The sequence below is a fragment of the Streptomyces sp. NPDC045678 genome, from assembly GCF_056432085.1.
Window position 1 is genome coordinate 143716 of record NZ_JBWKJS010000008.1, and the last position, 23944, is coordinate 167659.

General features: G+C 71.4%; 21 protein-coding genes. 7 read left to right on the top strand and 14 right to left on the bottom strand.

The window, feature by feature from the left end; genetic code table 11:
• Nucleotides 1-126 precede the first annotated feature (126 nt).
• Nucleotides 127-480, bottom strand: a complete 354-nt coding sequence (locus AC07DO_RS27200; protein ID WP_479063374.1) for a hypothetical protein — start codon at nucleotides 478-480, stop codon at nucleotides 127-129.
• A 346-nt stretch (nucleotides 481-826) separates the two neighbouring features.
• Here AC07DO_RS27200 and AC07DO_RS27205 point away from each other — a divergent pair, with 346 nt between their 5' ends.
• A complete protein-coding gene (locus tag AC07DO_RS27205) occupies nucleotides 827-1870 on the top strand; it encodes a C40 family peptidase (RefSeq protein WP_479063375.1) in 1044 nt (347 codons plus the stop codon).
• A gap of 31 nt (nucleotides 1871-1901) precedes the next feature.
• Nucleotides 1902-2543: a hypothetical protein gene (locus AC07DO_RS27210; protein ID WP_479063376.1), complete on the top strand. Its 642-nt coding sequence runs from the start codon at nucleotides 1902-1904 to the stop codon at nucleotides 2541-2543.
• A 7-nt stretch (nucleotides 2544-2550) separates the two neighbouring features.
• Here AC07DO_RS27210 and AC07DO_RS27215 read toward each other — a convergent pair whose 3' ends face one another.
• Together AC07DO_RS27215 and AC07DO_RS27220 are read right to left on the bottom strand one after the other, a co-directional pair.
• Entirely contained in the window at nucleotides 2551-3282 is a 732-nt protein-coding gene (locus AC07DO_RS27215; RefSeq protein WP_479063377.1) for a LuxR C-terminal-related transcriptional regulator, read from the bottom strand.
• Nucleotides 3279-4568, bottom strand: a complete 1290-nt coding sequence (locus AC07DO_RS27220) for a PspC domain-containing protein (RefSeq protein WP_479063378.1) — start codon at nucleotides 4566-4568, stop codon at nucleotides 3279-3281. The genes AC07DO_RS27215 and AC07DO_RS27220 overlap by 4 nt, the downstream gene beginning before the upstream one ends.
• Before the next feature lie 184 nt (nucleotides 4569-4752).
• Here AC07DO_RS27220 and AC07DO_RS27225 point away from each other — a divergent pair, with 184 nt between their 5' ends.
• Together AC07DO_RS27225 and AC07DO_RS27230 are read left to right on the top strand one after the other, a co-directional pair.
• Complete coding sequence (locus AC07DO_RS27225; RefSeq protein WP_479063379.1) at nucleotides 4753-6132, top strand: PspC domain-containing protein; 1380 nt, start codon at nucleotides 4753-4755, stop codon at nucleotides 6130-6132.
• Nucleotides 6119-6370: a hypothetical protein gene (locus tag AC07DO_RS27230; protein WP_479063380.1), complete on the top strand. Its 252-nt coding sequence runs from the start codon at nucleotides 6119-6121 to the stop codon at nucleotides 6368-6370. Before AC07DO_RS27225 ends, AC07DO_RS27230 begins: the two co-directional genes overlap by 14 nt.
• Here AC07DO_RS27230 and AC07DO_RS27235 read toward each other — a convergent pair.
• From AC07DO_RS27235 to AC07DO_RS27245, 3 genes are all read right to left on the bottom strand, one after another.
• Nucleotides 6339-6935, bottom strand: coding sequence for a DoxX family protein (locus tag AC07DO_RS27235; RefSeq protein WP_479063381.1), 597 nt, complete (start codon nucleotides 6933-6935; stop codon nucleotides 6339-6341). The two genes, AC07DO_RS27230 and AC07DO_RS27235, sit on opposite strands and share 32 nt — an antisense overlap.
• Nucleotides 6936-7077: 142 nt before the next feature.
• Nucleotides 7078-8343, bottom strand: coding sequence for a hypothetical protein (locus tag AC07DO_RS27240; protein WP_479063382.1), 1266 nt, complete (start codon nucleotides 8341-8343; stop codon nucleotides 7078-7080).
• A gap of 151 nt (nucleotides 8344-8494) precedes the next feature.
• On the bottom strand, nucleotides 8495-9280 hold the full coding sequence (locus AC07DO_RS27245) for a class II aldolase/adducin family protein (RefSeq protein ID WP_479063383.1): 786 nt from the start codon (nucleotides 9278-9280) through the stop codon (nucleotides 8495-8497).
• Nucleotides 9281-9434: 154 nt separating this feature from the next.
• Between AC07DO_RS27245 and AC07DO_RS27250 the strand changes: the two genes are divergently transcribed.
• Nucleotides 9435-9914, top strand: coding sequence for a pyridoxamine 5'-phosphate oxidase family protein (locus AC07DO_RS27250; protein WP_479063384.1), 480 nt, complete (start codon nucleotides 9435-9437; stop codon nucleotides 9912-9914).
• A gap of 113 nt (nucleotides 9915-10027) precedes the next feature.
• Here the strand turns inward: AC07DO_RS27250 and guaA are convergent, their stop codons facing one another.
• Nucleotides 10028-11614, bottom strand: a complete 1587-nt coding sequence (gene guaA, locus AC07DO_RS27255; protein ID WP_479063385.1) for a glutamine-hydrolyzing GMP synthase — start codon at nucleotides 11612-11614, stop codon at nucleotides 10028-10030.
• Between the two features lie 491 nt (nucleotides 11615-12105).
• Here guaA and AC07DO_RS27260 point away from each other — a divergent pair, with 491 nt between their 5' ends.
• Nucleotides 12106-12426: a chorismate mutase gene (locus AC07DO_RS27260; protein WP_479063386.1), complete on the top strand. Its 321-nt coding sequence runs from the start codon at nucleotides 12106-12108 to the stop codon at nucleotides 12424-12426.
• Nucleotides 12427-13028: 602 nt separating this feature from the next.
• Here AC07DO_RS27260 and AC07DO_RS27265 read toward each other — a convergent pair.
• The 3 genes from AC07DO_RS27265 to AC07DO_RS27275 form a co-directional block, all read right to left on the bottom strand.
• On the bottom strand, nucleotides 13029-13769 hold the full coding sequence (locus AC07DO_RS27265) for a hypothetical protein (RefSeq protein ID WP_479063387.1): 741 nt from the start codon (nucleotides 13767-13769) through the stop codon (nucleotides 13029-13031).
• Nucleotides 13770-13934: 165 nt separating this feature from the next.
• Nucleotides 13935-14708, bottom strand: coding sequence for a hypothetical protein (locus AC07DO_RS27270; RefSeq protein ID WP_479063388.1), 774 nt, complete (start codon nucleotides 14706-14708; stop codon nucleotides 13935-13937).
• Nucleotides 14709-14851: 143 nt separating this feature from the next.
• On the bottom strand, nucleotides 14852-15223 hold the full coding sequence (locus AC07DO_RS27275) for a hypothetical protein (RefSeq protein ID WP_479063389.1): 372 nt from the start codon (nucleotides 15221-15223) through the stop codon (nucleotides 14852-14854).
• Nucleotides 15224-15475: 252 nt separating this feature from the next.
• Between AC07DO_RS27275 and AC07DO_RS27280 the strand changes: the two genes are divergently transcribed.
• Entirely contained in the window at nucleotides 15476-16507 is a 1032-nt protein-coding gene (locus AC07DO_RS27280) for an LPXTG cell wall anchor domain-containing protein (protein WP_479063390.1), read from the top strand.
• A gap of 111 nt (nucleotides 16508-16618) precedes the next feature.
• Here AC07DO_RS27280 and AC07DO_RS27285 read toward each other — a convergent pair whose 3' ends face one another.
• The 4 genes from AC07DO_RS27285 to AC07DO_RS27300 all read right to left on the bottom strand — a co-directional run bounded on the left by AC07DO_RS27285 (nucleotide 16619) and on the right by AC07DO_RS27300 (nucleotide 23848).
• Nucleotides 16619-18433 (bottom strand): GMC oxidoreductase, encoded by a 1815-nt coding sequence (locus AC07DO_RS27285; protein ID WP_479063391.1) that lies wholly within the window; start codon nucleotides 18431-18433, stop codon nucleotides 16619-16621.
• Nucleotides 18434-18507: 74 nt separating this feature from the next.
• Nucleotides 18508-20124, bottom strand: a complete 1617-nt coding sequence (locus AC07DO_RS27290; RefSeq protein ID WP_479063392.1) for a succinic semialdehyde dehydrogenase — start codon at nucleotides 20122-20124, stop codon at nucleotides 18508-18510.
• A gap of 148 nt (nucleotides 20125-20272) precedes the next feature.
• A complete protein-coding gene (locus tag AC07DO_RS27295; RefSeq protein ID WP_479063393.1) occupies nucleotides 20273-22045 on the bottom strand; it encodes a serine/threonine-protein kinase in 1773 nt (590 codons plus the stop codon).
• A 114-nt stretch (nucleotides 22046-22159) separates the two neighbouring features.
• Nucleotides 22160-23848 (bottom strand): serine/threonine-protein kinase, encoded by a 1689-nt coding sequence (locus tag AC07DO_RS27300; RefSeq protein ID WP_479063394.1) that lies wholly within the window; start codon nucleotides 23846-23848, stop codon nucleotides 22160-22162.
• Nucleotides 23849-23944 lie beyond the last annotated feature (96 nt).

A 23944-nucleotide genomic window follows, 5' to 3' on the forward strand; every position in this document is an offset into this window, starting at 1 on the left:
GCCACCCCAGATTGTGTCCCTCCCCGTGTGAAGGGGTGTCCCCCTCTTATGCCTGACGTTCCTTTGCCCCCCCCCCTTCCTGGGTTCGGCCCACGCGCGCGTAGCGGGGGAAAACTCAGGTCCGGCTCAGGTCCACAGCACCGCGATGAAGATGTTCGCCGTGGTCAGCAGGCCGACCGCACCGAACATGCCCTTGTCGACCTTCTCCTCGTCCCGCTTCACGTAGACCAGCGCGAGGATCACGATCAGCAGGGCCAGCTTGATGCCGATCTTGACGTTGTTGACGGTGTGGTCGTCCGCCTGGTTGAGGCCCACCAGGACCACACCGGTGACGAGCATGGTCAGCGCGCCGTGCAGCATCGCGGGGCTGAAGCGGGCGGTGCCCTGGCCCATCTGCTTCATCTGGGTCAGGAAACCGCCCAGGAGCGAGGCGATGCCGATGATGTGCAGGCCGACGAAGAGATGGATGAGTACGTCCATGAGGCCGGAGCCTAGCCGGGGCCCCTGCCTGACCCGGCAGGCGCCCCCTTACCACCACCCCGTCTTCGGATACGTAGGAATCGAGCCATCGGTCACAGCAGCGCGCGAAACGGCTGTCACCACCCGGAGCACTCGGTCGCGACCGGTCCCCGTTCCGCCCACTTCTGCCAATTGCGCACAATCCGTATCCAACCCGTGACGGCCAGGTTTAGCGTCCTCCACCAGGTGACCGGCTCCCCACCGCCGTCCGTCCCGGGACGGCCGTCGGCCACCACCGCCGAGAAACCCGGCGGCGGTCCGCTCCCCCTGTGCGGGCCGCCGCCGGACACGTAAGGAGCCCCTCTTCGTGCCAGCGCACCGCAAGCCCCGACAGCGCTCGCTCAGCGGCACGGTCCGCGCCGCCGCCACCCTCGCTCTCGCGGGAGCCGCGTCGGCCACCGCTTTCGACGGCACGGGCCACGCGGACCCCCGGCTCAGCCCCGCCGAGGTGAAGTCCAAGGTCGACTCGCTCTACCGCGAGGCGGAGACCGCCACCGAGAAGTACAACGGCGCCAAGGAGAAGGCAGAAAAGGCCGAAAAGACACTCGGCAGCCTGCGCGACGAAGCCGCCCGCAAGACGGAGAAGCTCAACACCGCCCGCAACAGCCTGGGTTCGTACGCGGCCGCCCAGTACCGTGCGGGCGGCATCGACCCCTCCATACAGCTCGCGCTCTCCTCCGACCCCGATCAGTTCCTGGACCGCGCGTCACGTGCCGACCGGGCCGGCAGCCGCCAGGCCGTGGCCGTCGGCGAGGTACGGGACCAGGTGCGGGAACTCGACCGGCTGCGCGACCGGGCCGACGACCGGCTCGACGCCCTCCGCACGCGCCAGGCGGAACTGCGCAAGCACAAGAAGACGATCACCGGAAAGCTCGGCGAGGCGAAGCGCCTCCTGTCCCGCCTCACCGCCGAACAGCGCGCCGACCTCGCGGACCCCCCGGGCGACCGCGCCACCCGCTCCACCGCCCGCGACGCGGCCCTGGGAGCCGCGAAGGCGCCCGACGCCCGCGCCGCGGCCGCCGTCTCCTACGCGTACAAGGCCCTCGGCAGCCCCTACATCTGGGGCGCCACCGGTCCCGACGCCTTCGACTGCTCGGGGCTCACCCAGGCCGCCTACCGCTCGGCGGGCGTCGCGCTGCCCCGCACCACCTACGCCCAGATCGCCGCCGGCGAACGCGTCCCCCGCTCCGAACTGCGCCCCGGCGACCTGGTGTTCTTCTACTCCGGCATCAGCCACGTCGGTCTCTACGTCGGCAACGGCCAGATGATCCACGCCCCGAACCCGAGCGCCCCGGTCCGGCTCGCCCCCATCGACCAGATGCCGTTCGCCGGAGCCACACGCGTGTCCTGAACCCCCGGCCCCCGCCAGTATTGTCACGCGCATGCCTAGCCGTACGCTGCCTCCGCCCCCGCCACCCGTGTACCTGCGCACCTGGCCGGACCGGCAGACGCTGCTCACCGACCGCGGCACGGCCCTCCAAGAGCTGCACAGGCGCCACCTCGGAGTGGGCCGGCTCCTGCTGCTGTGGCTGTGCGGACTCGGCGGCGTCACCGGCTGGGCCCTGCTGATCCAGCCGATCCGGTACATCGACGACAAGGACCCCAGCGCCTTCCTTCTGGGCCCGATCCTCGTGGTCCTCGGCCTCGCGGCGCTGGCCCCCGCGATCATCGGCGTCGTCCTCGGCATCCGCCACGACCGACGCGTACGACAACTCGTCGACGCCTGGCTCGCCCTGGACAGCCACCCCGCGTCCGACGCCCGACTGCGCTCCCCCGGCCTCAGCCTCCTCTGGCTCCTGTCGTCCCTCGCCGTGTGCACGCTCGGGCTCTGGACGTCCTTCTCCGCGGCCGCGTACGCCGAACCGGGCGACGAGACCTACGCCGACGTCGTCCTCGGCATGGGTGCCGGACTGCTCATCTGGCTGACCGGCCTCCTCGGCGCCGCGAAGGCGGTCGGCCACTACCGCTGGGCCCTGCGCAACCTCGGCCCCGCGCTACCGGCCACCGCCGCCGCACACCGCTAGCGCCCGCTCAGACCAGCCGTCGCGCCGTCGCCCACCGCGTCAGCTCATGACGGTTGGACAGCTGCAGCTTCCTCAGCACCGCCGACACATGCGACTCCACCGTCTTCACGGAGATGAAGAGCTGCTTGGCGATCTCCTTGTACGCATAACCGCGCGCGATGAGCCGCAGGACCTCCCGCTCGCGCTGGGTGAGGCGGTCCATGTCCTCGTCGACCGGGGGCGCGTCGGTCGAGGCGAAGGCGTCCAGGACGAATCCGGCGAGGCGCGGCGAGAACACCGCGTCGCCGTCCTGCACGCGGAAGACGGAGTCCACCAGGTCGGTACCGGTGATGGTCTTGGTGACGTAGCCACGGGCGCCGCCGCGGATGACACCGATGACGTCCTCCGCCGCATCGGACACCGACAGCGCGAGGAACCGCACCGGGTTCTCCGCGTCGGACATCAACGGCGCACACCGGCGCAGGACTTCCACGCCTCCGCCACCCGGCAGATGGACGTCCAGGAGGACGACCTCGGGGCGCGTGGCCGTGATGACCGTGACCGCCTGGTCGACGTCGGCCGCCTCGCCGACGACTTCGACGCCGGTGACGTCGGTGCGGCCGATCTCCGCCTGCACTCCGGTGCGGAACATCCGGTGGTCGTCGACGAGGACGACTCGGACACGACGCCCGTCCGCACCGCCGCCCACGTCCGTCCCGGTCGGCTCCGTGGGCCCGCTCGCCCCGGTCGCGTCGCTCATGTCGTCGCCGTCCTCTCCATCTCCAGCTCGACTTCCGTGCCGCCGCCCGGCACCACGCGGAGCCGCGCCGTGCCGCCGTTGCGCTGCATACGGCCAATGATCGATTCTCGTACGCCCATGCGGTCGTCCGGCACGGAATCCAGATCGAACCCGGGACCGCGGTCCCGAACGGACACGAACACCGTCTCCCCCTCGACTTCGGCGAAGACCTGCACCGCGCCGCCCTCGCCACCGTACTTGGCGGCGTTCACCATCGCTTCCCTCGCGGCCTGCATCTGCGCGGTCAGCCGCTCGTCGAGCGGGCAGTCGCCCACGACGACGACCTCGATGGGGACGCCGTGCTTGTCCTCGACCTCCGCGGCACTGCGGCGGACCGCTTCGGCGAGGGTGTCGGGTTCCTCGTCCTCGTCCTTGCCGGTGCCCTCGGGTCTGTACAGCCAGGCGCGCAGGTCGCGCTCCTGGGCGCGGGCGAGGCGGCGCACCTCGCTCGCGCTCTCCGCGTTGCGTTGGATCAGGGTCAGGGTGTGCAGCACGGAGTCGTGCACATGGGCGGCGACCTCGGCTCTCTCCTGGGCGCGGATGCGCATGAGCCGCTCCTCGGAGAGGTCCTGCATCATCCGGACGAGGTAGGGGCCGGCGAGCAGCGCGATGCCGACGAGCACGGCGAGTGAGGCCTGCAGCACGGCGCCCAGGTGCGCGGCGGAGCCCTGCAGCACGAATATGCCGGACACCCCGGCGCCGACCAGCAGCACTCCGGCCGCCGAGCGGGCGATCGTCAGGGTGCGCCTGCGACGGCCGACGGCCATCCAGCGGGCCCTGCGGGCGTTGTCGGCCTGCCGCCAGACGAGGGCGACGCCGGCGGCGACGAGCAGGGTCGGGACGACGTACGCCTTCGTCGAGCCGTCCAGGTCCACGTTGCTGACGAAGATCATGGCGACGACGACCATCGCGAGGAGCGCGACGAGTTGTCCCTTGTCGGGCTTGCGGGCGACGAGTCTTCGGCGGCCGTCCGGCGCCGTCTCGGCCGTGACGGCCGCGGGCGGCCGCTGGGCGTCCACTCCGCCCACGCCGAGCGGGACGAAGAACCAGAACGCCGCGTAGAGCAGACCGCCGAGGCCGTCTGCCGTGAACAGGCCGACGAAGATCAGCCGGACCCAGATCACGGGCAGCCCGAGATGTCCGGCCAGACCGCGCGCGACACCACCGAGCCAGCGCCCGTCACCGCTGCGATAGAGCTTGCGCAGCGGTCGGACGTCGTCGATGGGCGGTGCAGCGGCTTCCGGCATGTTCTCGATATTCACACGCGGGCGCGGGTCGGAGCATCAGGGTCGACCCCCGAGACTTCCCTGATCCGTTCCCCTGCCGCGGCCCTGTCAGGGGCGTGGCCCGCAGAGCCTCAGGGGCGATATCAGGGTTCGTCCAGGGTCGTCCCGACTGCCGCGGCGGCCCCGCGGCGGTCACCATGGACACATGACAGATCAGCAGCCCGCCGAGACGGAGACCGAGGCCGCCACCCACGGCTCCCGGCGTGCCGCGCACGGCGTCCCGGGCGGTCCCGCGGACACTCCTGAACCGGGCCTGCCCGCGGAGGAGCGCAAGTTCCGCCGCGACCGTCGGCAGAAGAAGATCGGCGGTGTGTGCGCCGGTCTCGGCCGGCACTGCGACATGGACCCGGTGATCTTCCGGATCGGCCTGGCCGTGCTCGCGATCACCAGCGGTCTGGGTCTGGTGTTCTACGGCTTCGCGTGGCTCTTCGTGCCGTACGAGGACGAGGAGGAGAACGAGGCGCGCAGGCTCCTCTCCGGCCGGGTCGACGGCCAGGCGCTGACCGCCGTGCTCTTCTCGCTCGTCGGCTGCGGTGTCTTCCTCACACTGCTGAACAACGGCGGGGCGCTCACCTTCGCCGCGGTCCTCGCGCTGCTCCTCGCGGGCGCCGGGTATTGGTCGCAGCAGCGCGACACCCTCGATCCGGACCCGGTGGCGGCGCAGGCCGTGGCGGACGCACCACCCGAGGCGAAGGCGCCGCCCGTCGCCGGGGGTCCCTCGTGGTGGCGCGACCCGATCATCAAGGACGGCACGTACGACGGGATCTCGGGCTACTTCTGGGGCCCCGAGGGTCTTAAGCCAGAAGGCCTCACCCTTGAGTACCGGGTGGCCGGCCACCGCGCGGGCGTGCTCCGCGAGGCCAAAGTACCGCCGCCCGCGCCCGCACCCCGCGGTCCGCGCTGGATCGGCGGCTGGGTGTTCCTGACCGCCCTGCTCGCGGGCGGCCTCGGGACCGGGCTGACCTGGGAGGACCATCCGCTCGGCACGACCTTGCAGGTGGGCCTCGCGTGCGCGCTCGGAGTGTTCGGTCTCGGCATCGCGGTGAGCGCCCTCCTCGGACGCACGGGGGCGGGGTCGATCGTGCTGGCGGTGCTGACCGCCGGGCTCCTCACCGCCTCGGCGGCCCTGCCGAAGAACATCACGACGCACTACGCGCACCCGGACTGGATACCGACCGCGGTGGCGGACGTCCAGCCCCAGTACGAGCTGGGGCTCGGCACCGGCACGCTCGATCTGAGCAGGCTCGACGTCGGCAAGGGCAAGACGTTGCAGACGAGTGCCGAGATCGGCGCGGGCAGCATCGACGTGATCCTGCCGAAGGACGCCATCGTGCGGCTCGACGTGGAAGTGGGCGTCGGCGACATCTCGTTGCCCGGCGACAAGGACAAGGACCTGGACATCGCTCCGGGCCGGGAGAAGACGGTGACGCTGCGGCCGCCCTCGGGCAGCGACAGCGGCGGCACGATCGATCTGCGCCTCGAAGTCGGCGTCGGACAAGCGAAGGTGACCCGTGCTACGTCATGAATTCCACCCCGGCAAGCTGGTGGCAGGGCTCTGCCTGCTGTCGGTCGCGATCGTGTACGCGGGCGACGCGGGCGGTGCCTGGAACGCGCCGTGGTTCGTCGCGCTGCCGCTGATGATGGCCGGCCTGTTCCTGGCGGGCGTGGCGGCGGCGATCCATGGAATACGTCCGAGAGGTGCTGCCCGTTCCGGCGGTGGTGTCGGGGGCGTCAAGGAGTCGCGGGACCAGGGCCTGTCCTAGCGGGTCCGTCCGGGCCCCGGGGTGTTCCGCGGCGGGCGGCGCGCAGGGCGTCGAGCGAGAGGACCGGGGCTCCGGCGAGGATCAGCGGCAGCCAGGCCATCAGATAGGCCAGGTCGTTGCCGTAGTAGTAGGGCTCCTCGTGCCAGCTGACGGTCAGCCAGAGGCTGAGCGAGATGAGCGCACCTCCGACCGCGGCGCCCCGGGCGAACAGCCCGATCAGAGTCCCGATGCCGACGGCGAGTTCTCCGAGGGCGATGGCGTAGCCGAAGCCGACGGGGCTCTTGAGGGAGAGGTCGACGAGAGCGGGGATCGCGGAGATGTCGCGGACGCCCTCCATCTGAGCGCCGATCGAGCCCGCGCCGCTCGCCTGCATGAAGGTGCCGTCGGTGAGTTTGTCCAGGCCCGCGTAGATGAAGGTGATGCCCAGGAAGATCCGCAGAGGGAGCAGGGCGTAGCGGGTGGCGGGCTCCCGCCAGTCGTCACGCCGGGTGCGGCCGGTGTGGCTGGTATGGCTGGTGTGGCCAATGCGGCCGGTGTGGCTGTTCGTACGTATGCCGTGCGCCATGGCACTCAGCCGCCTCTCGCGTGGTCCCGTCATTTGACGATACGTACGAAGAGGGGTCGCTGCTCAGCGACGAGCAAGGGGATACACGGCCCGGACAGTGCCGGGGAGGGGGAGCGGTGCTCGGGGAAGGAGTCGCTGTGGGTCAGTCCGTTACGTCGATGGTGACGCGGTTCGTCTCGACGCCCGCGGCCGTGACGACCTGGACCTCGACGCGGCCGGGTTCCACGTCGACGGGGACGGGCACGGTGAGGATCGCGTCGGTCGGGTTGGTGAATCCACCCGGTACGGGGACGAGCGGCACGTGGACGTGCACGGCGCCGATGCGGACGACCGTGCGGGCGAGCCGGTCCGCGTCCCCGGCGCCGGGCGGGACGAAGCCCGCGCCGCGGATCTCGATGTCGTCGCCGGTGCGGATGGGGGCGTCGAGGTCGCCGGCCTCCCGCGCGCGGACGACGGAGAGGATCACGGGACGGCCGCCTTCGGCGTACTTCCCCGCCAGGTACGTCGCGGCGGAGACCAGCACGAGCAGGGCGAGACCCCACGGCAGGTCGGGCAGCTGCTCGGGGCGGCGCGCGAGGCGCACGGCGGCGAAGATCACGGCGACGGCGCTGATCAGGACGTACTGCGCGTCGGCGAAGCTGCCGCGGCCCGCGTCGTCGGTGAGCGGGTCAGAGGCCCGTGGCCGGTCCGCGCGGATCTTCTGCAGGCGCTGGCCCAGAACGCGCAGGCCGACGACTCTGCGCACCAGGACGGCGACCGCGCACACCACGGCGAGGACGGTCACTGTTCCTGCGGCGCGGGCGAGTTGGAGGCCGTCGATCAGTTCCTCGCGCTCCGCGTGTCCCGAGGCCGCGGCGAGTTCGGCCGCGAGGACGAGCACGGCGAAGACGACGAGGAAGACCCAGGAGGCAGCCACGGCGCGTGAGGTGGAGAGCCGGTTGTCCTCGCCGATCACGGGCGCGAGGACCCCACCGCGCGCCCGGTGCGCGTATGCGGCACCGCTCAGCAGGCCGCCCATGACGAAGGCGGCGAGGAGGCCGGCCGTGCGCGCGTCCGACCAGCCGGCGCCGACGGCGGTGAGCGCCTGGACGAGGAGGAGTACGCCGAAGGAGCCCCAGACGACGCCGAGCGTGCGGGTCCACAGCCGTCTCAGCCACGCCTCGCCCTCGGCCCTGCCGCGGTCGGCGACGGCGCGCGCGGACTGGGTCAGCTCGTCCGACACCCATTGCCGCGAGGCGCCCGCCGAGTGCGCGACGGCCGCCGGCAGCCCCTCCCCCGCCGCGAACGCGTCGCGCTGGGTGAGGAACGCGGCCACGGCGCGCCGATGTCCTTCACGCGCCCCGTGCGGGCAGCCGCCGCACGTGCAACCGCCCCCGTGCACGCCCTGCCCCGCCTCCTGCACTGCCACCGCGTACGCCGCCTTCCCCACCCTTGAAGCCTCTGGGGCTTCCCGCGAACTTCCCTGTAGAGAAGGGGAATTGTGCCGTACTGGCGGGCGAACTGATGCCCGGGGTCAGGTCAGCGGGGGTGAAAGGCGTGGCTCGGCGTTGACGTCCAGGTCAGGCCAGCAGATCCGGCTCGCTGCGGCTGATGTCCTGCCACAGGGACTGGTAGTTGATCCACGCGACCAGGTCGCTGCCGAGCTGTTCGCGGGTCTGCACCGCCTGCTTGTGACCGATCAGCACGGGCCGCCCCGCCGCCCGCGCGCTCAGCTGGACCTGGCAGGAGCGTTCCATGGAGATGAACCACCAGGCGGCGGCGTCGACGGAGTCCCCGACGGTGAGCAGGCCGTGGTTGCGCAGGATGACCGCCTTGTGGTCGCCGAGCGCGGTCGCGATGCGTCGGCCCTCCTCGGCGTCGACGACGACACCGGTGTAGCCGTCGTACAGCGCGTGGCTCTCGTAGAAGGCGCAGGCCTCCTGGGTGATCGGGTCCAGGAGTTCGCCGAGCGTGGAGAGCGCGCGGCCGTGCAGGGAGTGGCAGTGCGCGACGGCGACCACGTCGGGCCGTGCCAGATGGGTTTGGGCGTGGACGGTGAACGCGGCCTGGTTGACGTGGTGGCGCCCCTCGACCACCTGCCCGTCCGCGTTGGCGAGGACGAGGTCGCCCACGGTGATGTGCTTGAAGGGCATCCCGAAGGGGTTCACCCAGAAGCAGTCGGTGTGCTCCGGGTCGCGTGCCGTGATGTGGCCCGAGACCCCGTCCTCGTACCCGAGCCTCCCGAAGATCCGCAGCGCGCCGGCGAGCCGCTCCTTGCGGTGCTGCCGTTCGTCCGCCACGGAGGTGTGGACGGGCGGCATCGCGAACTGCAACCGCTCGACGGGGATCGGTGTGGGCGCCTGCATGTGTCCTCCATCCGTGGCTGTACGGGGCGGAAGTTACCGGCGGGAAGCACAGGAGAACAGGGGTGTGACGCGATCACGGGTGCGAGGGGCGGCACGTTCGGCGGGGCGGTGAAAGGCGACAGGAGGTGTCGGGTATCGGCGGCAGACTCGACGTATGACGTGCAATTGGGAAGCCTTCGCCGCCGCAGAGCCGGACCTTGCCTCGACCGTCGAGAAGCGGTTCGGCGCGTTCACGCACCACGTCCTCGCGACGCTCCGCAAGGACGGGTCGCCGCGCACCACCGGGCTCGAAGTCCGCTTTCTGAACGGGGAGTTGTGGCTCGGCATGATGCCGAACTCGCTCAAGGCACTCGACCTGCGCCGCGATCCGCGGTTCGCGCTGCAGGCGAATCCGGGGGCGGGTACGGAGATGGCGGGCGGCGACGTCCGCATCGCGGGGCGGGCGGTCGAGGTGCGGGACCCGGCGACCGTCGCGCGGTACACGGACACGGTGAATCCGCCGGACCCGGACGCCTTCCACCTCTTCCGCACCGAGCTGACGGAGGTGGTGCGGACCTTCATCGAGGACGAGAAGTACCTGGCGGTGCAGGTGTGGAGGCCGGGGGCGGGGGTGCGTGTCACGCGGCGCACGTGAGGCGCGAGAGAGCGAGTACGGCGCATGTGAGAACGCCGGTGCCGCTCCTCCGTGTCGAACACGAAGGGGCGGCACCGGCGCTCAGCAAGCCTTGGGAAGGTCGACCGCGGGGGTCACTCCCACTCGATGGTGCCCGGCGGCTTCGACGTCACGTCGAGGACGACGCGGTTCACGTCGGCGACCTCGTTCGTGATGCGCGTCGAGATCTTCGCGAGGACGTCGTACGGCATGCGGGTCCAGTCGGCCGTCATGGCGTCCTCGGACGAGACGGGGCGCAGGACGATCGGGTGGCCGTACGTGCGGCCGTCGCCCTGGACGCCGACGCTGCGGACGTCCGCGAGCAGCACGACCGGGCACTGCCAGATCTCCCGGTCGAGGCCGGCCGCCGTCAGCTCCTCGCGGGCGATGGCGTCGGCCTCGCGCAGCAGGTCGAGGCGGTCCTTGGTGACCTCGCCGACGATGCGGATGCCGAGGCCGGGGCCGGGGAACGGCTGGCGCTGGACGATCTCGTCCGGCAGGCCGAGCTCGGCGCCGACCATCCGGACCTCGTCCTTGAACAGCTTGCGCAGCGGCTCGATGAGCTGGAACTCGAGGTCCTCGGGGAGCCCGCCCACGTTGTGGTGCGACTTGATGTTCGCGGTGCCGGTGCCGCCACCGGACTCGACCACGTCAGGGTAGAGGGTGCCCTGGACCAGGAACTCCACCGGCTGGTCGCCGGGGGCCTCGGCGATGATCTCCGCCTGGGCCTGCTCGAAGACGCGGATGAACTCACGCCCGATGATCTTCCGCTTCTCCTCGGGGTCGGAGACCCCGGCGAGTGCGGCGAGGAAGCGCTCCTGCGCGTCGACGACCTTCAGCTGCACGCCGGTCGCGGCGACGAAGTCCTTCTCGACCTGCTCGGTCTCGTCCTTGCGCATCAGGCCGTGGTCGACGTACACGCAGGTCAGCTGCGAGCCGATGGCCTTCTGCACGAGGGCGGCGGCGACCGCGGAGTCCACACCGCCGGAGAGGCCGCAGATCGCACGCTTGGTGCCGACCTGCTCGCGGATCGCGGCGACCTGCTCGTCGATGACGTTGTCGGTCGTCCAGTCCGGCTTGAGGCCGGCGCCGCGGTAGAGGAAGTGCTCGAGGACCTGCTGGCCGTGCGTGGAGTGCATGACCTCGGGGTGGTACTGCACGCCGTACAGCTTCTTCTCGTCGTCCTCGAAGGCCGCGACCGGCACGACGTCCGTGGACGCGGTGACCGTGAAGCCCTCGGGCGCCGCGCTGCACGCGTCGCCGTGCGACATCCACACGGACTGCTCGGTCGGGGTGCCCTCGAAGAGCGTGGAACCGGCCTTGGAGACGGCCAGCGGGGTGCGGCCGTACTCACGGGCGCCGGTGTTGTCGACCTTGCCGCCGAGGGTCGTGGCCATCAGCTGGAAGCCGTAGCACATGCCGAAGACGGGGACGCCGGCCTCGAAGAGCCGGCGGTCGACGGTGGGCGCGTGCTCCGCGTACACCGACGAGGGGCCGCCGGACAGGATGATCGCCGCGGGCTTCTTCGCGAGCATCTCGGAGACGGGCATCGTGCTCGGCACGATCTCGCTGTAGACGCGGGCCTCACGGACGCGACGGGCGATGAGCTGGGCGTACTGCGCTCCGAAGTCGACGACCAGAACGGTGTCGGGAGCGGCGGCAGCGGGGGGCGCTGATGGCACGGCGGCGGCCTTCCGGCGTTGAGCTTGAGCGGTGCGTGAGCAGAGGCTCGTGCGTGAGCAGGGGGTCTGTGTTTGTCAATTCTAACGGGCCCGGGGCGACCCCTTCGTCGTATCCGACGGGCACCCGCGCTCGCCCCGACGCGGCACCCTCCCTCGCCCCGGAGCGGCGCCCTCTCCCACCCCGGCCCCGGAGCGGCGCCCACTCACCCGGCGGGCGCCCCCGCGGATCGGCGGGCGTCTCAGCATCCGAGCCGTACGGCGTCCCGATTGACCCGGCACGCGCGCGTGGGGGCATACTGGCCTCGTGACCAAGCACCTCAGCTTCCTCTTTACCTATGGCAACCGGCCTGCCGGCTGCCATGGTCGAGCTGCTTGATCCCACCGACAAGCGACTTACCGGGCGCCCCGGGCCGACAAGGCCCGGGGCGCTCTGTCGTACGCGGGTCCTGCCGCTCCGGGGCACCTCTTCCGACAGCTACAAGGAGCCCCGCATGACGACCACGACCGCCACCACCGCCGCCGTCGCCGCCCCCACCGCCACGGACAAGACCGGAGCCCGCACTCCGGAGGCCGCCGGGGTGATCGAGAACGCCCGTGAGCGGATCGACGCGCTCGACGACCACATCATCGGCCTCGTACAGGAACGCATGGCCGTTTCGGCCGTCATCCAGGAGGCCCGCATCACCTCCGGTGGCCGCCGCGTGAACCTCTCCCGCGAGATGGAGGTCCTCGGCCACTACAGGGACGCGCTCGGCAAGCCCGGCACGGCGCTCGCGATGACGCTCCTGGAGCTGTGCCGCGGCCGTGTCTGACCGCCGCCGCCCCGCACCCCCGCCGACTGCGGATCTGAGTTCGGATCCGCTCTCACCCGTACGGCGCGTGACCGGTCACGGAGGGGCTTCGTTGGTCTCAATGTCCGTGTCAGCCAGGTGCGGGCCCGCAAGAACCACGCGTGGCTCCGCTGGAGCGATGAGGCGCAGGGAGCGATCCCTGCACCGTGGGACCTCGCTCCAGTGACGTGACCGGACGGCAGGGGACAGCAGCCCGGTCACCCAAGAGAACGGTCGGCTTCGGGGACGCCCGGAGCCGGCCGGCCTCCGTCCCGGCACCCGGACCGAATCCCCGGTCCCCCCTCAGATGCGGTCCAAACGGTTGCGCAGCGAACAACCCGTCCAGCACGATGCGTAGAAGGCGGACAGCGAGTCCCGCCGTCCACAACTTCATTGCCAATGGTCGATACCACGCGAGCGCCCCTCGTGCGCCGGGTCGGTCACCGGCACCTCGACCAGAGCGGCGCACTCCCCCTGCGCCGTCCTCATGAGGCATCGACGCGGCCCTGACGTCGGTGCCGACAGCCAAGGGCCCCGCGGATCCGTCCCGCGGGGCCCTTCGCTCTTTCGATGGCCGACGCCGACTACGCGCCCTTGCCCTCGCCCTCCAACTTCTTCACCTGCGTCTCGACGACCTCCGCCGAGACACCGAACTCCTTCGGCTTGAGCAGGTTGATCGAGTAGAAGGCCGCGACCGTCGAACCACTGCGGACGACGGTGAAGCTCATCGGTGTCTTCTGGCCCTCGATGAGGCCCACGACCTTGTACGAGACCGCCTCGTCGCCCGCCTTCGGCGTGGGCAGGGCCGCGACGTCCCGGTACTTCGAGTCCGCGTGCTCGTAGGCGGTGCAGTTCTTCGTGGCCGTCCGCAGGTCGTCCATGACCTTCTCCGCCTCGGGCTGCTCGTGGGCGAGCAGCGCGAGCGAGATGACCGTGGCGTCCAGCTCGTCGGGCCCGGTCAGGGTGCGGCCGACACGCGCCTTCGCCGACGGCTGCGTCGCGAACATGAACATGTCGGCGAACGGCTGGCATGCGGCCGGGTCGGCGGGCACGGTCTGCGAGGGCATGTCCGCCGCGGACATCTTCTCGACCTTGTAGCCCTTGAGGTCGCCCTTGGCGAGCACCGCCTTCTCCAGATCGGCGGCGGACAGCGCGGCCGACTTCTTCTCGGCCGGCTTGCCCTCGGCCGGCTTCTGCTCGGCCTGCTGCCCCGACGACTTCTTGTCGTCGGAGCCGCTGTCGCTGTCGCTGCCGCACGCTGCGGTCAGGCCCAGCGCGACCGTGACGGACGCGGCCACGACGGCCCGAGACACAGATGACTTCACGTTTCCTACCTTCACGTGTTCACGGCGCGGGCGACGGCCCGCGCCGAGGCGACATGAAAGCGGCAAACACACGCCGCTGACCAGCGTTTTCCGTAACGATCAGGAACCGCCGAAAAGGTTGTACGCGGCGCGTGTGAATGTGTGAACCGAGGTCGGCGGGGCCCGCTAGATCTTGGCGAGCTGGGCGGTGACGATCTCGGGGGCCACCTTCGGGTCCTGGTCCGCCGTGGGCGTCCCGATGCCGCCGGTGCCGTCCTTCTCGGCGTCCTTGTCGCTCTGGACGCCTTCGGGGTCGTACAGGTTCGACGCGTCGAAGACGGCGAGCGTCGAGCCGGTGCGCACGACCGTGACGGTCTCCCGCATCACGTACTCGCCCCTGCGGTGGGCGATCTTGTACGAGACGGCCTCGTCGCCCTTGCCCGCCTTGCCCGGAACGTTCGGTGCGTCGAGCGACCGTACGCCGATGTAGCGCTGCTCCCCGACCCGGAAGGCCGAGCACTTCTTCGACCGCGCCGCCGCGCGCAGGTCCGCCATCGCCTGCTCGGCGTCCGACCCGGCGTAGGAGGACAGGCCGACGCGGGTCGTCGTGAAGTCCTTGTCGTCGGCGGCGGTCAGGACGCGGCGGGCGTGGCCTTCGGTCTTCTCCGCGGTGCGTACGTCGAGCATCGCCGCGAGCGGGCCGCACTCCGCGGGAGACGGCTTCACCCCGGGCGGTGCGGCGGCGGAGGACTCGGACTCGTCCGGCTCCTCGACCTTGTAGCCCTTCACGTCACCCGCGGTCAGGGCCGCCTTCTCCAGCTTCGAGGGGCCCGCGCTCGCGCGCGGCTTCGCGCCCCCACCGGCGTCGGAGCCACCGTCACCACTGCTGCAGGCCGCACTCGCGCCGAGTGCGGCCACGACCGATACGGCCGCCACGACGCGCGACACAGCTGACTTCACGTTCTGTTCCCCTGCCGGTTCACCGCTTCTGGACGAAACCTACGACGGGAGAAGATCGAATCTGGTTCCCCGCTCGTCACCGGCGGTGTCCTGCCGTGTCGCCAGCGGGTGCCCCGCCGTGTCACCCGCGGCGTCCCGCCGTGTCACCAGCCCCAGATCCAGAAGCGGAACGGGCTGAGCAGGACGATCGCGAGGGCCATGCCGCCGATGACGATCACCACGCTCCACACGCGGCGGCTGCGCTCTGACCTGCCGCCACGGCCACCCGTCGAGCCCGTCGGCATCGCCCGCCAGTCGTCCGGGCGCCACCGCGCGGACTCGGCCTCGCGCTTCGCGCGCCTGCGGCGGAACCGGCCCGCCTCCTCGACCCGCCGCCGCGCGGCCTCCTCGTCCAGGCGCCGCAGCCGCTCCGCCACCATGCGCGCCCGCGCGGACGGCTCCTTCGGCGCCGACGAGCGGATCTCCCGCTCGCTGTCGTTCTCGAATCTCTCCCACACCTCGTCGGGTATGGCCACGCTGTCCCCTCCCCTGTTCTCCGGATGCCCTGTGGGCGGGGGAAGTTCTAGCACGAGCCACCCGCACCAGATCTGTGAGGCACGCCACATAAGAATTCTGTGAAGTCGAGGACAACCATTCACAGGGATCACATGTCATGCATGCAGTAACACGAGATCAGTACCGGGAGCCGGTACTGAGAGCCAGTACCAAGAGTCAGTACCGAAAGTCAGTACAGAGCCACCCCCGCGTCTCCGACTTCTGAGGTCTTCATGAAGCTTCGTCGTGCCATGGCTGCCGCGGCCGCTACGGCTGCCATAGCCCCGATCGCGCTGCTGTCGGCCCCGGCCGCTTCCGCGACCGAGGGCACGTCCACTCCGCCCGCACCGGCCGCGGGAGCCCCGACGGAGTCCGCCACGCCGACGCCGTCCGTGACGCCGCCCGCGAAGACGCCCGAGCCCGCCAAGACGCCCGGCAAGCCGACCCCGCCCACGGAGCCCCCGGCGCCCGGGAAGCACACGGCCGAGGTCGAGACCCCGAAGGCCCCGAAGACGCCGGAGGTCCCCGAGGTCCCGGACGAGGACGACGAAGAGGCGCCGCCCAAGTGCGAGTCCGACGACGGCAGCACGGATCCCGACTCCGTACTGAAGGTGGACCTCGTCGGACTGCCCAAGAAGATCGTCACGGGCAGCGGCTGGCACCGGTTCAAGCTCACCGCGGACAACCCCACCGACGAGCCGCTCGGCGAGGTGGCGTGGACCGCGTTCGTGAACAACCTCAGCGCCGGCAAGGACCGGAAGGACGGGCTGCGGTACTTCACCGACGTGCAGTACTTTGACTCGGAGAACGAGGAGTGGACCACGGTCGACAGCCCGCTGGGCGCGGGCCTGGCCTACGACACCGTGGAGCTCGACGCCGAGGACAAGGCCGTCGTCAAGTTGCGGGCCCGGGTCAACGACAAGGCTCCGGCCGTCGACGGGTACGTGGAGGGCCTCGGCTCCTACGTCGACCCCGAACTGGACTGCGAGCACACGTCGTCCAAGTACTGGCCTCTCACCGTCGTGAAGCCCGGTGACGAGTCGGCCAAGCCCACGCCGAAGCCGTCCCCGTCCAAGACGGCACAGTCCTCGCCCGAGCCGCAGGGCAGCGCCTCGGAGAGCCCGGCCCCGGTCACCGGCGGCCTCGCCGAGACCGGCTCCAGCTCGATGCTGCCGACCGTCGGTGTCATCGGCGGTATCGCCGTCGTCGCCGGTGCGGGCGTCGTGTTCGCCGTACGCCGCCGGAAGGCGGACGGCACCGCCTGAGCCGCCACGGCCACGTCGGTCGCCACGGCCGGCTCGGCCTCATCGGCCGCCTGATCACGCGGAAGGACCTGCGCTCGGAGGGGGGTGCAGGTCCTTACGTGTGTCCGGGGGCTACTTCTTGGCCGGCACCGTCGGCATCCCCAAGAACGGCAGCCTCAGCGCGCCGAACGCGTCAGCGGGAACAGCCGGGGTCTTCGGTTCGACGGCCGCGAGCCGCACGTACCGCGCACCCTGCGCCGGACGCGGGTCCTCCCCGCCCTTGTTGGGCCAGAACGACATGGCGCGCTCGGCCTGCGCGGTGATCGTCAGGGACGGGTTCACGCCCAGGTTCGCCGAGACCGCGGCGCCGTCGACGACCGAGATGCCGGGATGGCCGTAAACCCGGTGGTACGGGTCGATGACGCCGGTCTCCGCGGAGTCGCCGATCGGGCAGCCGCCGAGGAAGTGCGCGGTCAGCGGGGTGCCCATGAGCTCGCCGACGTTCGACCCGGGGAAGCCGTTGATCTCCTCGGAGAGGAGCGTCGCCGCGCGGGTGGCCTCGGGGATCTGGTCGGGGTTGGGTGCGCCGTGGCCCTGCCGGGCGGTGAGCAGCCCCTTTCCGGGGCCCTTCTCCTTGCGGTACGTGGTCAGGGAGTTGTCGAGCGACTGCATGACCAGACCGATGATGGTCCGCTCCGACCAGTGCCGGTTGGAGAGCGAACGGACCAGCAGCAGCGGGTGGCGTGCCACGTTGCCGAGCCAGCCCGCGACCCGCGCCTTGCCGCCCCGCACGCTGTACGGGACCTGGAGCACCGTGAGGCTGCCCATGGCGTTGGACTTCTTGCCGTAGCGGACGGGCTCGATGTGGGTGCTGCCGTTGGGATGGATCGACGAGGTGATCGCGACGCCCTTGGTGAAGTCGGCCCTCTCCGCTCCGTGCTTCCTGCGGTAGCGGCGGTCGGTGGTCTGGGCGCCCACGAGGGCCTCGGAGTTGGTGCGGGTGAGGCTGCCGAGACGTGCGGAGATGTGCGGCAGCAGGCCGGTGTCCTTCATGCGGTGCAGGAGCGTCTGCGTCCCGTACGTGCCTGCGGCCACGACGACCTTGCGGGCTGTGAACGTACGTCCCTCGCCCTTGCGCTTCTTGTCAGTCGGCAGGGTCGCGACGGCGAAGCCGCCCCGGGAGTCCTCGGTGACGGCGACGACCGACGTCATGGGGTGGACGACCGCGCCGGCCTTCTCCGCCAGGTACAGGTAGTTCTCGTTCAGGGTGTTCTTCGCGCCGTGCCGGCAGCCGGTCATGCACTCGCCGCACTCGGTGCAGGCCCTGCGGGACGGGCCCGCGCCGCCGAAGTAGGGGTCGGGAACTTCCGCGCCGGGCTCGGACGTTGAACGACCGTCCGCGTCCTTCTCGTCGCCGAAGAAGACGCCGACGGGTGCCATGTGGAAGCTGTCGCCGACCCCCAGCGCCTGGGCGGTGGCCTTCAGATGGACGTCCGACGGTGTCATCGTCGGGTTGAGCCGCACCCCGAGCATGCGCTTGGCCTGCTCGTAGTAGGGGCGCAGCTCGTCCTGCCAGTCCGTGATGTCCTTCCACTGCGCGTCCTTGAAGAACGGCTCCGGAGGTACGTAGAGGGTGTTGGCGTAGTTCAGCGAGCCGCCGCCGACCCCTGCGCCCGCGAGGACCATCACGTTGCCGAGCAGATGGATGCGCTGGATGCCGAACAGGCCGAGCGCAGGTGCCCACAAGTAGTTCTTCAGGTCCCAGGAGTTCTTGGGCAGCGTCGCGCGCGTGAAGCGGCGGCCCGCCTCCAGTACGCCGACGCGGTACCCCTTCTCCGTCAGGCGCAGCGCGGACACCGCGCCGCCGAAGCCGCTGCCCACGACGACTACGTCGTAGTCGTACGCGTCGTCGCCCACCTGGATCCGGGCAGAGCTCTCCTGTGACATCGACTCTCCTCGTCAAATTGCCTGCGGGCAGTCTGTGGTTGCTCGCGCGGTTCCCCGCGCCCCTGACGGCGCTGCTAGCGCAGCCGGAACGCCTTCATGACCTTCAGGCTGGTGCTCATGAACGCCGCGTACTTCTCGTCGTCCAGGCCGAACGACGGCGCCAGCGGCATGATCCGCTGGGTCGCGATGGTCTGCGCCTCGGTGTACTTGAGGATTCCCTCGGAGCCGTGCCGCCGGCCGAGGCCGGAGTCCTTCATGCCGCCCATCGGGGCCTGCGCGCTGCCGTAGGCGGGTGCGTAGCCCTCGTTGACGTTGACCGTGCCGGTGCGCAGCCGGGCGGCGATCTTGCGGCCGCGGCTGCCGTCCTTCGTCCAGACCGAGGAGTTCAGGCCGTACGGCGTGGCGTTGGCGAGCTCGACCGCCTCGTTCTCGTCCGTGAAGCGGTAGATGGAGACGACCGGGCCGAAGGTCTCCTCGTTGCAGACCGCCATCGGGGCCTCGACGCCGTCGAGGATGGTCGGCTCGTAGAAGTAGGGGCCGATGTCGGGTCTGGCGACGCCGCCCGCGACGAGCACGGCGCCCTTGGCGACGGCCTCCTCGACGTGCCGGGTCACGGTCTCCAGCTGCCGTTCGCCGACGAGCGAGCCCATGTCGGCGCCGTACGTGAGGGACTTGCCGAGCCGCATCGCCTTGGTGCGCTCCGCGAAGCGCGCCACGAACTCGTCCGCGATCGACTCGTGGACGTAGAGCCGCTCGATGGAGATGCAGAGCTGGCCGGCGGAGGAGAAGCAGGCGCGCACCGCACCCGACGCGGCCTTGTCGACGTCGGCGTCGTGCAGGACCAGCATGGCGTTCTTGCCGCCGAGTTCGAGCGAGACGCCGACCAGGCGTGCGGCGGCGCCCTGCGCGACCTCGCGGCCGGTGCGGGTGGAGCCGGTGAAGGAGACGTAGTCGGCGTGCTTGACGATCTCGGGGCCGACGACGGGGCCTTCGCCGAGGACGACCTGGAAGACCTCCGCGGGCAGGCCCGCCTCGATGATCAGGTCGCGGGCCCAGAGCGCGGTGAGGCAGGTCTCCGTGTCGGGCTTCATGACCAGGGCGTTGCCCGCGACGAGGGCCGGCAGCGCGTCGCCGACGGAGAGCTCGAGCGGGTAGTTCCAGGGGGCTATCTGCCCGACGACGCCGCGCGGCTGACGGTTCTCGGTGACCTTGGTGAGGACCGGGACGACGCCGGTGTGCCGCTTCGGCGCCAGGTAGGAGGGGGCCTTGCGGCCGTAGTGCCGGGCGGCGACCACGACGGCCTGGACCTCCTCGTGCGCGTGCAGCCGGGACTTGCCGGTCTCCAGCTGGATCAGGTCGAGGACCTCGGCCTGGCGCTGCAGCACCAGGTCGTGGAAGCGCAGCAGGACGGCGGCGCGCTGCTTGGCCGGTGTCCTCGCCCAGGCGATCTGGGCGGTGCGGGCCCGCTGGAACGCGGTGGTGACGTCCTCGGGGGTGGACTCGGGCAGGTCGGCCAGCTTCTCGCCGGTGAGCGGCGAGTGGTTGGCCGTCCGTCCCGACCCGATGACGTCACGGGTGAGCTGCGCGATCAGCTCGGGCGTGACCACGTCGGCGGCGGTGCGCGCGCCGTCGGGGGCCGGGGCGGTCGGGTTCGTTCCGAGGGGCGCTGCGGTGGCCTGCGAGTCCGTCATGCACGTGAGGGTAGGCCTACGCCAGGCTTTTGGGTACCCATCGGTAACGGGGGTTCACGACCTCCGCACACGACGCCAGTGATTGCTGGCGACAAAGCCGCTGATCAGGCTGTTACCGCTGCGCAATACCGCCGCGCCGAGTGACTTCTCAGAGTTTGTGGAGCTCCAGGTCCGCGATCGCGGTCTCGGCGACCTCACGGCCCCGTTCGGTGAAGTCGCCCTTGCCGGGATAGTCGATCCACAGCCGGTACATGTCCCCGGACCCGGTCCGGTAGTAGAGGATCCGCGCCTCGCGCGGGAGCTCGGTCTGCGAGTCGGTGTAGGTGACCGTGTTCTCGGCGGCGCCCCGGTCCTTGTACGTCGTCTCCTTGGTCGTGGCGGCGGGGGCGGGGTCACTGGACATGTCGCTGATCGACGACTCGCCGCTCTCCTCGAACGTCTCCGCGTCCGCGTACGCCTGGGCCGCCGCGGTCCCCGCGACCTCCAGCGTGGTGTCCTTCTTCTCCGCGAGGTCGAGCGTGACGAAGACGGCGCCGCTCGGATCGGTGTACCGGACCCAGGACTTGTCCGTGTCCGTGGCCTCCGGCTTGTTCTCCACGTACCCCTTCGGGACGGAGACGGTCGCGGAGACCGCCTTCGCCTCGTGCTTCTCCCAGCCCCCCGCGTCCGAGCCCTCGAAAGGATTCAGCGCCACGAGCACGCCCGCGGCCACCGCCGCGACGACCACTCCGGCGACGACGGCGAGCGCCTTGCGGCTCAGGAAGATCCCCTTGCCGCGCCCCTGATCGCCGCCGCCCGCGACGGTCACGTGCTGCGTCGGCACGGGCTGCGGAGGCTTCGCCGCCTCCTCCAGGAGGGCGCGGACCTGCGCGGCGTTCGGGCGCTGGGCGGGGTCCTTGGCCAGCAGGCGGGTGATCGCCTCGGCCAGCGGGACCGACGCGGACGCGGGTGCGGCGGGCGTCGCGTTCAGGACGGACTGGAGCGTCGCGGGGGTGTTGTTGCGGCGGAAGGGGGAGACGCCCTCGGTCGCCGCGTACAGGACGACGCCGAGCGACCAGAGGTCGGACGCCGGGCCCGGCCGCCGGCCCAGCACCCGCTCCGGCGCGATGAACTCGGGCGACCCGACGAAACCGCCGGTGTCCGTCAGATTGGTCTCGCCCTCGATCTGGGCGATGCCGAAGTCGGTGAGGACGACACGGTCGTGCCGGCCGAGCATCACGTTGTCGGGTTTCACGTCGCGGTGCAGGATGCCCGCCTGGTGCGCGGCGTCGAGGGCGTTCAGGACGTCGAGGCCGATCCGCGCGGCCTCGCGGGCGCCGAGCGTGCCCTCCTGGAGCGCGGCGCCGAGGGAACGGCCGTGCACGAGCTCCATCACGATCCACGGCTGGCCGTCCTCGACCGCCACGTCATGGACGTTGACCACGGCCGGATGGTCGAGACGGGCGGCGGCGCGCGCCTCACGGCGCATCCGCTCGAAGACGTTGGCCCGCTCGCGCTCCGGCAGGTGGTCGGGGACGCGCGGCTCCTTCACCGCGACCTCACGGTCCACCGTCTCGTCCTTGGCGCGCCACACCGTGCCCATGCCGCCGTGGCCGAGTTTGGCGAGCAGCCGGTAGCGGTGCGCGATCAGCCGGCCGGTACCGGGCTCGCTCTCTTGCGACGGCGACGGCGACGGTGCGGGTGAGGGCGCGGGCGAGGGCGACGGTGCGGACGCGGGCGGCTGGTTCGGCACGGCCTGGGTCGGCACAGCCTGGTTCGGCACAGCCTGGGTCGGCGGGGCGTACGGCTGCGCGTACGGGTTGTCGGGATGAGCTCCACCGCTCTGGCCGGATTGCCCCGGTACGCCGGGCTGTTGTGGTGGCTGGAGGCCGAAGCTGGTGGGTTCGTACGGCCCGTAGGAGGCTCCCCCGTCGTTACTCATGCCCACATGCCTACCCTGCGCGGCACCTCGGTTTCCAGCCAGGCCCCGCATTGTGACCGGGGTGATGCACGTGAGCGGGGCGTCATGGTCGTACGCGAACCGCCGAGGCCCACGTCACCGGCGTACGAACGTGTCCACCGCCGCGTCGAAGTACCTCCGCGCCTGCGCCGCCTCCCCCACCGGCGCCGACACCCACACGTCGAACCTCCGGCCGCCCTCCTCCCAGCACAGGTCGAACGTGCGACGGCCGCCCTCCTCGTTGCGTAACCCGTCCCAGGTGAACTCGCGGAGCGCGGCCGACCTGCCGTTGCGCGTGGTCGCCGTGACCCTGCCGTCGCGGTAACCGGGGTTGTCCCGCGGCCCGTTCGCATCGGCGCGGCGCTGCGCGGCGACCGGACCGCCCCGGCCTGCCGCCGCTTCCTCGATGCCGATGCGGTACGTGCCGTCGGACGACGCGTAGAGGACGCGGGACCCGTCCACCTGGCGTCCGAAGCCCTCGGGCACGGCGAGCGCGAAGCCCTTGGGGTCCCTCGCGATGCGGTAGCCCTGGGGCGCCTGCGGCGAGGACGGCCGCGCCGTGGGGGTCGTCACGGTGACCGTCGGTGTCGGCGAGCTCTGCGTCGCCGTGGCGGCGGACGACGGAGCCGGTGCGCCCCCGCCGTCGCCGTCCCTGCTCAGCAGCAGCGCGGCGGAGACCCCCGCACCGGCGAGGGCGGCCACCAGAGCGGCGCCGACCATGAAGGTGCGGCCGTGCTTCTCCGGCTTCACGAGCCCCGCGGCGGCCTGCGCGGCGAGCAGCTCCCGCTCGGCCGGCGTCGAGGCACCCCGGCCCGACCGCCCCGAAAGCGGTGACCGACCCGAAAGCCCCGCAAGCCCCGGAAGTCCGGACCGCCCAGGAAGCCCCGGCAGCCCGGCCCCCGGTCTCTCCCGCACCACCGCCGGCATCCGCCCCGTCTCGACGTACACCCGCAGCAGCCCCTCCGCCTCCGCCGCGCCCATCCGCCGCGCCGGATCGCGGTCGAGGAGGCCGAGCACCACGGGCAGCAGCGGATCGACGGCCGCGGATGGCCGGATCTCGTCGAAGACGACCGCGTGCAGGACGCCGCCGATGGAGTCGCGGCGGAACGGCGACTCGCCGGCGAGCGCGGTGACCAGGAGCGCGCCGAGCGACCACAGATCGGACTCGGGCCCCGTCCGCTCCCCCGCCATCCGCTCCGGCGCGGTGTACTCGGGCGAGCCCACGAACGACCCGACCTCCGTGAGCGTCGTCGCGCCCGAGAGCTGCGCGATGCCGAAGTCGGTGAGCACGACACGGTCGGTCGCCCGCTCCAGGAGTACGTTGGCGGGCTTGAGGTCACGGTGCAGGATGCCCGCCTCGTGCGCGGTGCTCAGGGCGCCCAGCAGGTCGATGCCCATCCGCGCCACGGCGTGCGCGTCCAGCGGCCCGCCCCGCGCGATACGCCCGGCCAGCGAGCCGCCCTCGATCAACTCCATGACGATGTACGGCTGCTCGTCCTGCACCACGACGTCGTGGACGACGATGACGTGCGGATGCCGCAGCTGTGCCACGGCCCGCGCCTCGCGCAGGGTCCGCTCGCGCCGCTGCTCCGCCTCGGCGTCGGAGAGGGTCTCGTCGCGCGCGAGTTCCTTGACGGCCACCCGGCGGCCGAGGAGCAGATCGGTGGCGCGCCAGACGACCCCCATGCCGCCCCGGCCGAGCGGCGCCTCCAGGCGGTAACGGCCCGCGATCACTCGGGCGTTGCCTCCACCCGCCGCTCCGGCGCGGTCTCCCAGGCTCCCCATGCGGCCATCATGCCCCACACGTGTGCGAACGGAATGGGTCTCGCCGTGCGGCGGCTGGTTCCGGCCGTCACCCCCGGGCGCCCCACCCGCACGACG

What these genes read in the sequence shown, in the direction of transcription:
- AC07DO_RS27200 (WP_479063374.1), bottom strand. Translation starts at nt 480, where the DNA reads ATGGACGTACTCATCCATCTCTTCGTCGGCCTGCACATCATCGGCATC.
- AC07DO_RS27210 (WP_479063376.1), top strand. Translation starts at nt 1,902, where the DNA reads ATGCCTAGCCGTACGCTGCCTCCGCCCCCGCCACCCGTGTACCTGCGC.
- AC07DO_RS27215 (WP_479063377.1), bottom strand. Translation starts at nt 3,282, where the DNA reads ATGAGCGACGCGACCGGGGCGAGCGGGCCCACGGAGCCGACCGGGACG.
- AC07DO_RS27220 (WP_479063378.1), bottom strand. Translation starts at nt 4,568, where the DNA reads ATGCCGGAAGCCGCTGCACCGCCCATCGACGACGTCCGACCGCTGCGC.
- AC07DO_RS27225 (WP_479063379.1), top strand. Translation starts at nt 4,753, where the DNA reads ATGACAGATCAGCAGCCCGCCGAGACGGAGACCGAGGCCGCCACCCAC.
- AC07DO_RS27235 (WP_479063381.1), bottom strand. Translation starts at nt 6,935, where the DNA reads ATGGCGCACGGCATACGTACGAACAGCCACACCGGCCGCATTGGCCAC.
- AC07DO_RS27245 (WP_479063383.1), bottom strand. Translation starts at nt 9,280, where the DNA reads ATGCAGGCGCCCACACCGATCCCCGTCGAGCGGTTGCAGTTCGCGATG.
- AC07DO_RS27250 (WP_479063384.1), top strand. Translation starts at nt 9,435, where the DNA reads ATGACGTGCAATTGGGAAGCCTTCGCCGCCGCAGAGCCGGACCTTGCC.
- AC07DO_RS27260 (WP_479063386.1), top strand. Translation starts at nt 12,106, where the DNA reads ATGACGACCACGACCGCCACCACCGCCGCCGTCGCCGCCCCCACCGCC.
- AC07DO_RS27280 (WP_479063390.1), top strand. Translation starts at nt 15,476, where the DNA reads ATGAAGCTTCGTCGTGCCATGGCTGCCGCGGCCGCTACGGCTGCCATA.
- AC07DO_RS27285 (WP_479063391.1), bottom strand. Translation starts at nt 18,433, where the DNA reads ATGTCACAGGAGAGCTCTGCCCGGATCCAGGTGGGCGACGACGCGTAC.
- AC07DO_RS27290 (WP_479063392.1), bottom strand. Translation starts at nt 20,124, where the DNA reads ATGACGGACTCGCAGGCCACCGCAGCGCCCCTCGGAACGAACCCGACC.
- AC07DO_RS27295 (WP_479063393.1), bottom strand. Translation starts at nt 22,045, where the DNA reads ATGAGTAACGACGGGGGAGCCTCCTACGGGCCGTACGAACCCACCAGC.
- AC07DO_RS27300 (WP_479063394.1), bottom strand. Translation starts at nt 23,848, where the DNA reads ATGGGGAGCCTGGGAGACCGCGCCGGAGCGGCGGGTGGAGGCAACGCC.